Below are 11,698 nucleotides of genomic sequence, written 5' to 3' on the forward strand. Positions count from 1 at the left end.
CAGCCCGAGGCTTGTGTGCACATTTTCTGCTACACAGGCCTCTGGAAGGTGTTCGAAAGGCGGTAGCGAGGTTCAGGCAGCACCCAAAGCGCTTGGGGGAGCGTGTGCGTCCCTTGGCATTCGGTTCAACGCTGCATGACCGCTCGCCCCTTTGCAGGACAGCTTCTAAGGAGCAGTCATGAGCTATGTGATCGACCGACGTCTCAATGGCAAGAACAAGAGCACGGTGAACCGTCAGCGCTTCCTGCGGCGTTACCGTGACCACATCAAGAAGGCTGTCGAAGAGGCGGTCAGCCGGCGCTCCATCACCGACATGGAGCACGGCGAGCAAATCAGCATTCCCGGTCGCGACATCGACGAACCGGTGCTTCACCACGGCCGTGGCGGCAAGCAGACCGTGGTTCACCCCGGCAACAAGGAATTCACCGCAGGCGAACACATCGCCCGCCCACCGGGAGGCGGCGGCGGTCGCGGACCGGGCAAGGCCGGCAACTCCGGCGAAGGCATGGATGAATTCGTCTTCCAGATCACCCAGGAAGAATTCCTCGAATTCATGTTCGAGGACCTCGAACTGCCCAACCTGGTCAAACGCAACCTGAGCGGCACCGATACCTTCAAGACCGTCCGCGCCGGGATCAGCAACGAGGGCAACCCGTCCCGGATCAACATCATTCGCACACTGCGCTCGGCCCACGCCCGGCGAATCGCGCTGTCCGGCAGCAGCCGCGCCAAACTGCGCGAAGCCAAGGAAGAACTGGCCCGCCTGAAACGCGAAGAACCGGACAACTTCGGCGATATCCAGAATCTCGAAGCCGAAATCGAAAAACTCAGCGCACGTATCCACCGTGTGCCGTTCCTCGACACCTTCGACCTCAAGTACAACCTGCTGATCAAGCAACCGAACCCTAGCTCCAAAGCTGTAATGTTCTGCCTGATGGACGTTTCCGGCTCCATGACCCAGGCGACCAAGGACATCGCCAAACGCTTCTTCATCCTGCTGTACCTGTTCCTCAAGCGGAACTACGACAAGATCGACGTCGTGTTCATCCGCCACCACACCAGCGCACGGGAAGTGGACGAAGAAGAGTTTTTCTATTCGCGGGAAACCGGCGGCACCATCGTTTCCAGCGCACTGAAACTGATGCAGGAGATCATGGCCGAGCGCTACCCGAGCAACGAATGGAACATCTACGCCGCACAGGCTTCCGACGGCGACAACTGGAACGACGACTCGCCGATCTGCCGCGACATCCTGATCAATCAGATCATGCCGTTTGTGCAGTACTACACTTACGTAGAGATCACCCCGCGCGAACATCAGGCCCTGTGGTACGAGTACGAACGCATCGCCGAAGCCTTTTCTGACACTTTTGCCCAGCAGCAGCTGGTCTCGGCCGGAGATATCTATCCGGTCTTCCGTGAACTCTTCCAGCGCAGGTTAGTGACATGACCGCCAAAGAGCAGAAGCGCCAACCCATTTCCACCGGCTCCGAATGGACATTCGAGCTGATCCAGACCTACGACCGCGAAATTGCCCGGATCGCGGCCGGGTACGCCCTGGACACCTATCCCAACCAGATTGAAGTGATCACCGCCGAACAGATGATGGACGCCTATGCTTCGGTCGGCATGCCGCTGGGCTATCACCACTGGTCCTACGGCAAACACTTCCTCAGCACCGAGAAATCCTACAGTCGCGGGCAGATGGGGCTGGCCTACGAGATCGTGATCAACTCCGACCCGTGCATCGCCTACCTGATGGAGGAAAACACCATCTGCATGCAGGCGCTGGTGGTGGCCCATGCCTGCTACGGCCACAACAGCTTCTTCAAGGGCAACTACCTGTTCCGCACCTGGACCGATGCCAGCTCGATCATCGATTACCTGGTGTTCGCCAAGCAGTACATCATGCAATGCGAGGAGCGCCATGGCATCGACGCGGTCGAGGACCTGCTCGACTCCTGCCATGCCTTGATGAACTACGGCGTCGACCGCTACAAACGTCCGTACCCGATTTCCGCCGAGGAAGAGCGGCGCCGGCAGAAGGATCGCGAAGAACACCTGCAGAAACAGATCAACGACCTGTGGCGCACCATTCCCAAGGGCGCAGACAAATACAGCGACAAGGACAACGCACGCTTCCCGGCCGAGCCACAGGAAAACATCCTGTACTTCATCGAGAAACACGCGCCGCTGCTGGAGCCCTGGCAGCGGGAGATCGTGCGGATCGTGCGCAAGATCGCCCAGTATTTCTATCCACAGCGCCAGACCCAGGTGATGAACGAGGGCTGGGCAACCTTCTGGCACTACACGTTGATGAACGACCTGTACGACGAGGGTCTGGTCACCGACGGCTTCATGATGGAGTTCCTCACGTCTCACACCAGCGTGGTGTTCCAGCCAGGTTTCGACAGTCCCTACTACAATGGCATCAACCCTTACGCACTGGGTTTTGCCATGTACCGCGACATCCGGCGCATGTGCGAAGAACCGACGGAAGAAGACCGTCGCTGGTTCCCGGAAATCGCCGGCACCGACTGGCTGTCGACCATCAAGTTCGCCATGAGCAGCTTCAAGGACGAGAGTTTCATCCTGCAGTACCTGTCACCCAAGGTGATCCGCGACCTGAAACTGTTCAGCATCCTCGATGACGACCAGAAGGACGATCTGCTGGTGCCCGCCATTCATGACGAGGGCGGCTACCGGATCATCCGCGAGACCCTGGCCGCGCAGTACAACCTCGGCAACCGTGAACCGAACGTGCAGATCTACAGCATCGACCGGCGCGGCGACCGCTCACTGACCCTGCGTCACCAGCAGCACGACCGAAAACCGCTGGGCGACTCCACCGAAGAGGTACTCAAGCACCTGCACCGGTTGTGGGGTTTCGACATTCATCTGGAAACCCTGCAGGGCGACCAGATCATGAAAACCCACCACGTACCGCCCCGCAGCGAACACGGCGAGGGGGATTACGGTCGGCTCGATCTGGCCGTCATTCATCTTTGATCCCGTTCTGGCCTCCGAAAGTCCGGCGCAAGGGTTATCCTGTCGGGCCAACGGAGGTTTTTTATGCAGATTTACAAGGTCGGCGGCGCAGTACGTGATCGCCTGCTGGGCAAACCGGTCACCGACATCGATTGGGTGGTGGTCGGTGCCACCGCAGAAGAAATGCTCGCCAAAGGGTTTCGCCCGGTAGGCGCGGATTTCCCTGTGTTTCTTCACCCGAAAAGCGGCGAGGAGTACGCCCTCGCCCGCACCGAGCGCAAGAGCGGTCGCGGTTATGGCGGATTCACCTTTCACGCCAGTCCCGAGGTCACGCTCGAAGAAGACCTGATCCGTCGCGACCTCACGATCAACGCCATGGCCGAGGACGATCAGCAAAATCTGACCGACCCGTATCACGGCCAGCGCGATCTCGACGATCGAATCCTGCGTCACGTTTCCCCCGCGTTCGCCGAAGATCCCCTGCGAGTCTTGCGTGTTGCCCGCTTTGCAGCTCGTTACGCGGAACTCGGCTTCAAGGTCGCGCCCGAGACGCTGGAACTGATGCGCGAGCTCAGCGAATCCGGCGAACTGGAGGCACTGACCGCCGAACGCAGCTGGAAAGAGATTTCCCGCGCACTGATGGAAAATCAGCCGCAGGTGTTCATTCAGGTACTGCGCGATTGCGGCGCTCTGAAAGTACTGATGCCGGAAGTCGATGCCTTGTTCGGCGTACCGCAACCGGAAGCCCATCACCCGGAAATCGACAGCGGCATTCACACGCTGAGCGTGCTTGAGCAAGCCGCCCTCCACCAGCAACCGCTGACAGTGCGCTGGGCCTGCCTGCTGCACGACCTCGGCAAAGGTCTGACGCCGGAAGAGGAATGGCCGCGGCATATCGCCCATGAGCACAAAGGCCTGAAGCTGATCAAAGCCGTCAACGAGCGCTTCAAGGCACCGAAGGATTGTCAGGAACTGGCCTTGCTGGTCGGCCAGTACCACACCCACGGTCATCGCGCCCTGGAGCTGAAGGCGTCGACCTTGCTGGAATTGCTGCAGAGCTTTGATGTTTATCGCCGACCGCAGCGTTTCGAAGAATTTATCGTCGCGTGCGAGATGGATGCCCGAGGCCGCAAAGGACTTGAGCAGCGCAGTTATCCACAGGCGGATTACCTGCGCGGCGCAGCCAGCGCTGCTCGGGGCGTTGCGGTACAGCCGCTGCTGGAGAAGGGCTTCCAGGGCCCCGAACTGGGCGAAGCGCTCAAGCGCGAACGGCTCAAGGCGTTGAAGGCTTACAAGGAATCAGCGTCTTCCTGAGAACATCTGGAGCCATCGCGAGACTGCTCGCGATGGCTCCAGTCAGTTCAACAGATCTGAAGGCGTGAGCTGAATACCGCGCCATTCAAATCCGACCGGTGCCAACACCTGATCGATCTGCGCCTCGGCCCACAACGTGGCAAAACTTTTTCCCACGCCTGGATGTACACGATCCGGCGCAATCAGCGACAGCGGCCACAGCACAAAGGCATTTTTCAGAATTTCGGCCCGGGGCAGGATCAGCCCGTCGAAATTGCCTGCCAGCTCGCCGTACAGCAAGACGTCGATATCCAGCGGCAACCCCTTGCGATCCGGGGCATAACGACCGTTATCCGCCTCGATGAATTTCAGCCGACGATCCAGCTCCATCAACGGCAGATCGGTAAACGCCGAGACCACGAAGTTGTAGAAAGGCCCGCTCTTGATCCCCACCGGCTGGCTTTCGAACACCGCCGAACAGCGGATATCCACCAGAAAACCGGCCAGGGCATCCAGACCTGCGCGCAAATGGGTTTCGCGCTCGATATTGCTACCGAGCCCGAGATAGACCTGAGTCAGCGACATCCGCGCTCGATCTCCACGCCCACACCACCCTTGGCGGCCGGCACCGCGCCAGGCTTGGTCAGCTTCAGACGCACCCAGGTAATCTTGAATTCGTTCATCAGCACTTCGACCAGACGCTCGGCGAAGGTCTCGACCAGTTGATACTGGGATTGCTCGGCAAAGGCCTGGATCCGCGTGGAAACACTGGCGTAATCGAGTGCCAGGGTCAGGTCGTCACCGGCAGCAGCCGGGCGATTGTCCCAGGCGAAGCTCAGATCAAGGCGCAGGCACTGTCGGATGCCGCGCTCCCAGTCGTAGGCACCGATCACGGTGTCGACTTCCAGGCCCTCGATAAACACTCTGTCCAAGCACTTTTCTCCGCTGCACGACAAGGGCGCAATGCGCCGTTAGAATCAGGGCGTCCTCGCCCGGAATAGTTAGCATGTTTTGGTTACTGGCGATCCTCGCCTACCTGCTCGGCTCGCTGTCCTTCGCCATTCTGCTCAGCCGCCTGACCGGAAATCCGGACCCGCGAATGAGTGGCTCGGGTAATGCCGGTGCCACCAACATGCTGCGCCTGGCCGGTCGCAAACTCGCGATCCTGACCCTGCTGGGTGATCTGTGCAAAGGCCTGCTGCCGGTGCTGATCGCTTCGGCAGCGGGCCTTCCACTACAGGATCAGGCCTGGATCGGCGTCTGCGCCGTGATCGGTCACCTGTTCCCGCTGTACTTCCGTTTCCGCGGCGGCAAGGGCGTTGCCACGGCGGCCGGCATGCTGCTGGGCCTGTATCCGCCTGCCGCGTTGCTGGCCGTGTGTGCCTGGCTGCTGACGTTCTATCTGACCCGCACCAGCTCGCTGGCAGCGCTGATCGCCACGCCCCTGACCCTGCCATTACTGGCCTGGCAGGAACCGGAGGCGCTGCTGCCGATGAGCACGCTGACGCTGCTGATCGTCTGGCGCCACCGGGGCAATCTACGCGACCTGTTTGCCGGGCGCGAACGGCATTTTTAAATACCGCACGTGAGCGCCGCTCATCACAGCGCCGACAACTGCTCCATCGGCCAGCGCGCCTGCACGCTGATCGCCAGGCTTTCCTGCTGGCCAGCCTGCAAACGCTGGCAACCGGCAAACGCAATCATTGCGCCATTGTCGGTGCAGAATTCTGGACGGGCATAGAACACATCGCCCTTCATGTCGCCGAGCATTTTCTCCAGCGATACACGCAACGCCTTGTTGGCGCTGACGCCGCCAGCGATCACCAGACGCTTCATGCCGGCCTGCTTCAACGCACGCTTGCACTTGATGGTCAAAGTCTCCACCACGGCCTGCTGGAACGCCAGCGCGATGTCGCAACGGGCTTGCTCGCTGTCGTCCCCGGCGCTGACGCACTGCTGCCAGGTATTGAGGGCAAAGGTCTTCAAGCCACTGAAGCTGAAATCAAGGCCTGGGCGATCGCACATCGGACGCGGGAAGGTGAAACGTCCTGCGACGCCCTTCTCCGCCAATTTGGCGATTTCCGGGCCGCCCGGGTAGTTGAGGCCCATCATCTTCGCAGTCTTGTCGAACGCTTCGCCTGCGGCGTCATCAAGGGTTTCGCCCAGCAGGCTGTATTGGCCGATGCCATCGACCTGAACCAGCTGCGTATGACCACCGGAGACCAACAAAGCGACGAACGGAAATTCCGGCGGTTTTGGCTCCAGCATCGGCGCCAGCAAGTGGCCCTCCATGTGGTGCACACCGAGGGCCGGAATGCCCCAGGCAAACGCCAGCGCCTGAGCGCACGAAGCACCGACCAGCAAGGCACCGACCAGGCCAGGACCCGCGGTGTAGGCGATGGCGTCGATCTCGGTCGGCACGCAGTCGGCCTCGGCCAACACCTGACGGATCAAGGGCAGCATGCGCTTGACGTGATCGCGCGAGGCCAGCTCCGGCACCACACCGCCGTAGACGCGATGCAGGTCGATCTGACTGAACAATGCGTCGGCCAGCAGACCGCGTTCACTGTCGTATAAAGCGACGCCGGTTTCGTCGCAGGAAGTTTCTAATCCCAGTACTAGCATGGGTTTGCGCCTTGTTTAGGCTGAATTCGAAGGCGCGCATAATAGTCGCCACTGGATGCCCCGACCAGCGGTTTTCGATCAGAGGCTTTGCATTCCGAGCGTTGAGGGGTTAACATCCGCAACCCTTAAAAACCGACGTCTTCAAGTGCTCTTTTGCCGCGAGGATGTTGACCCCGGTAATGAATGAAGGTAGCTCTGGATGCCAGCCGTCAAAGTTAAAGAGAACGAACCCTTCGACGTAGCTCTGCGTCGTTTCAAGCGCTCCTGCGAAAAAGCCGGTGTACTGGCTGAAGTTCGTAGCCGCGAATTTTACGAGAAGCCAACTTCTGAGCGTAAGCGCAAGGCAGCAGCCGCTGTTAAGCGTCACGCCAAGAAAGTTCAGCGCGAACAGCGCCGCGCCGTTCGTCTGTACTAATACACAGACGATCGTAGCAAGCTTCTGCCAAGCCCGGCCCTCAGCCGGGCTTATGGCATTTGCGTAAAACGCTTGATGCTTCACCGTCGAAGCCGCACACGCGACCGAGACAAATCCGCTTCACCGCGTCAGGCCTGGCTCTTTTGCCAGCGGTGCACGTCTTTTCTGACGAGCCTTTCAAGGCTACTGACGAGCACACCCACTGATTCCTCTTACGACGATCAGCCCAAGGCACCTGCTTGCGTGCCCGTTTCATGAGCTATCCGAGGCCAGCATACCGGCCGTCAGCGGATTCAGCGCAACACTTTCAAATAGTCGAAGACTGATGAGTACTAACGTCAGTGAATTTTCGGCAGATACACTTCCCGACAGCGATTACGTCAACGACACTGGTCGAGCCGCACTTTATCTTGCGCGCCTCACACCATGATCGTCCGGCCGCCCTTCGCATCGGACCCATTACAGCGCAGACGAGAACGCCATGGCCGGGCTGATTCCCCAGAGCTTCATTGACGACCTGCTGAACCGCACCGACATCGTCGACGTGGTCAGCTCGCGCGTGCAACTGAAGAAGGCCGGCAAAAACTACACCGCCTGTTGCCCGTTTCATAAAGAGAAGACCCCGTCGTTCAGCGTGAGCCCCGACAAGCAGTTCTATTACTGCTTCGGCTGCGGCGCTGGCGGCAACGCGCTTGGTTTTCTCATGGATCACGACAACCTGGACTTTCCCCAGGCCGTCGAGGATCTGGCCAAGGCGGCGGGCATGGAAATCCCGCGCGAAGAAGGTGGCCGCTCGCACAAACCGCGACAGCCGACCGATTCGCCGCTTTATCCGCTGCTGATCGCCGCCGCCGATTTTTACCGGCAGGCGCTCAAGAGCCACCCGGCACGCAAGGCTGCCGTGGACTACCTAAAAGGTCGCGGCCTGACCGGCGAGATTGCCCGAGACTTCGGCCTCGGCTTTGCCCCACCGGGCTGGGACAACCTGTTCAAGCACCTGAGCAGCGACACTCTGCAGCAGAAAGCCATGATCGACGCCGGCCTGCTGATCGAGAACGCCGAAACCGGCAAACGCTATGATCGCTTCCGTGATCGTGTGATGTTCCCGATCCGCGATACCCGTGGGCGCATCATTGCCTTCGGTGGCCGAGTTCTCGGCGACGACAAGCCGAAATACCTGAACTCGCCGGAAACCCCGGTATTCCATAAAGGCCAGGAACTCTACGGCCTTTATGAAGCACGCAAGAACAACCGCAACCTCGACGAAATCATCGTCGTCGAAGGCTACATGGACGTCATCGCCCTGGCCCAACAAGGCCTGCGCAATGCCGTCGCGACGCTGGGCACGGCCACCAGTGAAGAACACCTGAAGCGTCTTTTTCGCGTCGTGCCGAACGTATTGTTCTGTTTTGACGGCGACCAGGCTGGCCGCAACGCCGCCTGGCGCGCGCTGGAAGCTACACTGAGCAGCCTGCAGGACGGTCGCCGCGCGCGCTTCCTGTTTCTGCCTGAAGGCGAAGACCCGGACACCTTGATCCGAGCCGAAGGCACCGACGCCTTCCGGGCGCGAATCAACCAGCACGCACAACCGCTGGCGGACTACTTCTTCCAGCAACTGACCGAAGAGGCCGACCCTCGCTCGCTCGAAGGCAAGGCGCACCTGGCCACCCTTGCCGCACCGCTGATCGACAAGGTACCGGGGGCCAACCTGCGCATCCTGATGCGTCAGCGCCTGACTGAAATCACCGGCCTGAGCAGCGAGACCGTCAGTCAGCTGGCCCAGAGCGCACCACAGGAAGCGCCGCCCGCCTACGATCCAGGCATCGATTACGACGCAATACCGGACTACAGCGACTACCATCAGCCGCAGGCACAGGACACGTATGTGCCGCAGCAGGAATGGACGCCGAAGAAATCCGGCGCCGGCGGCAAGAAATGGGACAAGAAACCCTGGGACAAAAATGGCAAACGTGGTGGTGATCGCGATCAACCGCGTGCCCCACGGATACCGGCCGCCGTCGAAACACCGATCATGGCCGCCCTGCGAACCGTGATCCACCACCCGCAGCTGGCCCTGAAAGTCGAGACCGCCGGTCACTTCGCGGACGAAGACAATACCAACACCCAGCTTCTGGTGGCCTCGCTTGAGGCCGTACAAAAGAATCCTCAGCTAAACTCTTTTCAGTTGATCTCGCGATGGCACGGCACCGAGCAGGGTCGATTGCTGACCCGCCTGGCAGAAAAGGAATGGCTGATCAACGGAGAAAACCTTGAACAACAGTTTTTCGACACCATAACTAGCTTGTCCGCCCGCCAGCGCGAGCGAAAGCTGGAACAACTTTCCAGGAAATCACGTCAAAGCGATTTGAGCGCCGAAGAAAAATCTTTGCTGCTCGAGTTGCTTAAACGGGATGTTCCTGCATCAAACCCGACCTCAACTGGCGCGTGAGGTCATAGCTCAGGTATAATCCTCGGCTTGTTTTTTGCCCGCCAAGACCTTCAGTGGATAGGGTGTTATGTCCGGAAAAGCGCAACAGCAGTCTCGTATTATTGAGTTGATCAAACTGGGTCGTGAGCAGAAGTATCTGACTTACGCCGAGGTCAACGACCACCTGCCCGAGGATATTTCAGATCCTGAGCAGGTGGAAGACATCATCCGCATGATTAACGACATGGGGATCCCCGTACACGAGAGTGCTCCGGATGCGGACGCCCTTATGTTGGCCGACGCCGATACCGACGAGGCCGCTGCGGAAGAAGCAGCCGCTGCGTTGGCAGCGGTGGAGACCGATATCGGTCGCACCACTGACCCAGTGCGCATGTACATGCGTGAAATGGGTACGGTCGAGCTTCTGACTCGTGAAGGCGAAATCGAAATCGCCAAGCGTATCGAAGAGGGCATCCGTGAGGTGATGAGCGCAATCGCGCACTTCCCGGGCACGGTTGACCACATTCTCTCCGAATACACTCGGGTCACCACCGAAGGCGGTCGCCTGTCCGACGTTCTGAGCGGTTACATCGACCCGGACGACGGCATTACACCGCCGGCCGCCGAAGTGCCGCCGCCGATCGATGCGAAAGCCGCGAAAGCGGACGACGATTCCGAGGACGATGACGCCGAAGCTTCCGATGACGAAGAAGAAGCCGAAAGCGGTCCGGATCCGGTCATTGCTGCCCAGCGTTTCGGCGCCGTGGCTGACCAGATGGAAATCACCCGCAAGGCGCTGAAAAAGCACGGTCGTCACAACAAGGCAGCCGTTGCCGAGTTGCTGGCCCTGGCCGAGCTGTTCATGCCGATCAAACTGGTGCCGAAGCAATTCGAAGCCTTGGTCGAGCGCGTTCGCAGTGCCCTGGATCGTCTGCGTCAGCAAGAGCGCGCGATCATGCAATTGTGCGTACGTGATGCACGTATGCCGCGTGCCGATTTCCTGCGCCAGTTCCCGGGCAACGAAGTCGACGAAAGCTGGTCCGACGCCCTGGCCAAAGGCAAGAGCAAGTACGCCGAAGCCATTGGCCGCGTGCAACCGGACATCATTCGTTGCCAGCAAAAGCTGACTGCGCTGGAAACCGAGACCGGTTTGACCATCGCCGAGATCAAGGACATCAACCGTCGCATGTCGATCGGTGAGGCGAAAGCCCGCCGCGCGAAGAAAGAGATGGTTGAAGCGAACTTGCGTCTGGTGATCTCCATCGCCAAGAAGTACACCAACCGCGGTCTGCAATTCCTCGATCTGATCCAGGAAGGCAACATCGGCTTGATGAAAGCGGTGGACAAGTTCGAATACCGTCGCGGTTACAAGTTCTCGACTTATGCCACCTGGTGGATCCGTCAGGCGATCACTCGCTCGATCGCCGACCAGGCCCGCACCATCCGTATTCCGGTGCACATGATCGAGACGATCAACAAGCTCAACCGTATTTCCCGGCAGATGCTGCAGGAAATGGGTCGCGAACCGACCCCGGAAGAGCTGGGTGAACGCATGGAAATGCCTGAGGACAAGATCCGCAAGGTATTGAAGATCGCCAAAGAGCCGATCTCCATGGAAACCCCGATCGGTGATGACGAAGACTCCCATCTGGGTGACTTCATCGAAGACTCGACCATGCAGTCGCCAATCGATGTCGCCACTGTTGAGAGCCTGAAAGAAGCGACTCGCGAAGTACTGTCCGGCCTTACTGCCCGTGAAGCCAAGGTACTGCGCATGCGTTTCGGTATCGACATGAACACCGACCACACGCTCGAAGAAGTCGGCAAACAGTTTGACGTGACCCGCGAGCGGATCCGTCAGATCGAAGCCAAGGCGCTGCGCAAGCTGCGCCACCCGACGCGAAGCGAGCATCTGCGCTCCTTCCTCGACGAGTGACACCAGAACCCCC

Annotated in this window: 10 protein-coding genes; 7 read left to right on the top strand and 3 right to left on the bottom strand. The window is 59.7% G+C overall.

Going from position 1 to position 11,698, the window contains the following annotated elements:
* The first annotated feature begins 178 nt into the window (after positions 1-178).
* The 3 genes from AC1RMX_RS00210 (at position 179) to AC1RMX_RS00220 (ending at position 4,302) form a co-directional block, all read left to right on the top strand.
* Positions 179-1,450 (top strand): YeaH/YhbH family protein, encoded by a 1,272-nt coding sequence (locus AC1RMX_RS00210; protein ID WP_096817889.1) that lies wholly within the window; start codon positions 179-181, stop codon positions 1,448-1,450.
* A complete protein-coding gene (locus tag AC1RMX_RS00215; RefSeq protein WP_096817887.1) occupies positions 1,447-3,009 on the top strand; it encodes a SpoVR family protein in 1,563 nt (520 codons plus the stop codon). The genes AC1RMX_RS00210 and AC1RMX_RS00215 overlap by 4 nt, the downstream gene beginning before the upstream one ends.
* A gap of 63 nt (positions 3,010-3,072) precedes the next feature.
* The gene (locus AC1RMX_RS00220) at positions 3,073-4,302 is read left to right on the top strand and encodes a multifunctional CCA addition/repair protein (protein ID WP_096817886.1); all 1,230 of its coding nucleotides are present in this window, start codon (positions 3,073-3,075) and stop codon (positions 4,300-4,302) included.
* Positions 4,303-4,344: 42 nt separating this feature from the next.
* On the opposite strand, the gene folK is transcribed toward AC1RMX_RS00220, so the two are convergent.
* Together folK and folB are read right to left on the bottom strand one after the other, a co-directional pair.
* Positions 4,345-4,866, bottom strand: a complete 522-nt coding sequence (folK, locus tag AC1RMX_RS00225; protein WP_096817884.1) for a 2-amino-4-hydroxy-6-hydroxymethyldihydropteridine diphosphokinase — start codon at positions 4,864-4,866, stop codon at positions 4,345-4,347.
* Positions 4,857-5,213 carry a dihydroneopterin aldolase gene (gene folB / locus AC1RMX_RS00230; RefSeq protein WP_011336216.1) on the bottom strand — a complete coding sequence of 119 codons (357 nt, stop codon included), beginning with the start codon at positions 5,211-5,213 and terminating at the stop codon, positions 4,857-4,859. Before folB ends, folK begins: the two co-directional genes overlap by 10 nt.
* Positions 5,214-5,287: 74 nt before the next feature.
* Between folB and plsY the strand changes: the two genes are divergently transcribed.
* Positions 5,288-5,857, top strand: coding sequence for a glycerol-3-phosphate 1-O-acyltransferase PlsY (gene plsY / locus AC1RMX_RS00235; protein WP_096817882.1), 570 nt, complete (start codon positions 5,288-5,290; stop codon positions 5,855-5,857).
* A 23-nt stretch (positions 5,858-5,880) separates the two neighbouring features.
* Here plsY and tsaD read toward each other — a convergent pair whose 3' ends face one another.
* On the bottom strand, positions 5,881-6,906 hold the full coding sequence (gene tsaD, locus AC1RMX_RS00240; RefSeq protein WP_039768071.1) for a tRNA (adenosine(37)-N6)-threonylcarbamoyltransferase complex transferase subunit TsaD: 1,026 nt from the start codon (positions 6,904-6,906) through the stop codon (positions 5,881-5,883).
* Between the two features lie 199 nt (positions 6,907-7,105).
* Here tsaD and rpsU point away from each other — a divergent pair, with 199 nt between their 5' ends.
* The 3 genes from rpsU to rpoD all read left to right on the top strand — a co-directional run bounded on the left by rpsU (position 7,106) and on the right by rpoD (position 11,685).
* Positions 7,106-7,321 carry a 30S ribosomal protein S21 gene (gene rpsU, locus AC1RMX_RS00245; protein WP_002551877.1) on the top strand — a complete coding sequence of 72 codons (216 nt, stop codon included), beginning with the start codon at positions 7,106-7,108 and terminating at the stop codon, positions 7,319-7,321.
* A 481-nt stretch (positions 7,322-7,802) separates the two neighbouring features.
* Entirely contained in the window at positions 7,803-9,770 is a 1,968-nt protein-coding gene (gene dnaG / locus AC1RMX_RS00250; protein WP_493069998.1) for a DNA primase, read from the top strand.
* Positions 9,771-9,837: 67 nt separating this feature from the next.
* Positions 9,838-11,685, top strand: coding sequence for an RNA polymerase sigma factor RpoD (gene rpoD, locus AC1RMX_RS00255; protein WP_096817878.1), 1,848 nt, complete (start codon positions 9,838-9,840; stop codon positions 11,683-11,685).
* Positions 11,686-11,698 lie beyond the last annotated feature (13 nt).

This window comes from Pseudomonas sp. GW822-FHT03F04 (assembly GCF_058801405.1).

What these genes read in the sequence shown, in the direction of transcription:
- AC1RMX_RS00210 (WP_096817889.1), top strand. Translation starts at nt 179, where the DNA reads ATGAGCTATGTGATCGACCGACGTCTCAATGGCAAGAACAAGAGCACG.
- AC1RMX_RS00215 (WP_096817887.1), top strand. Translation starts at nt 1,447, where the DNA reads ATGACCGCCAAAGAGCAGAAGCGCCAACCCATTTCCACCGGCTCCGAA.
- AC1RMX_RS00220 (WP_096817886.1), top strand. Translation starts at nt 3,073, where the DNA reads ATGCAGATTTACAAGGTCGGCGGCGCAGTACGTGATCGCCTGCTGGGC.
- folK (WP_096817884.1), bottom strand. Translation starts at nt 4,866, where the DNA reads ATGTCGCTGACTCAGGTCTATCTCGGGCTCGGTAGCAATATCGAGCGC.
- plsY (WP_096817882.1), top strand. Translation starts at nt 5,288, where the DNA reads ATGTTTTGGTTACTGGCGATCCTCGCCTACCTGCTCGGCTCGCTGTCC.
- tsaD (WP_039768071.1), bottom strand. Translation starts at nt 6,906, where the DNA reads ATGCTAGTACTGGGATTAGAAACTTCCTGCGACGAAACCGGCGTCGCT.
- rpsU (WP_002551877.1), top strand. Translation starts at nt 7,106, where the DNA reads ATGCCAGCCGTCAAAGTTAAAGAGAACGAACCCTTCGACGTAGCTCTG.
- dnaG (WP_493069998.1), top strand. Translation starts at nt 7,803, where the DNA reads ATGGCCGGGCTGATTCCCCAGAGCTTCATTGACGACCTGCTGAACCGC.
- rpoD (WP_096817878.1), top strand. Translation starts at nt 9,838, where the DNA reads ATGTCCGGAAAAGCGCAACAGCAGTCTCGTATTATTGAGTTGATCAAA.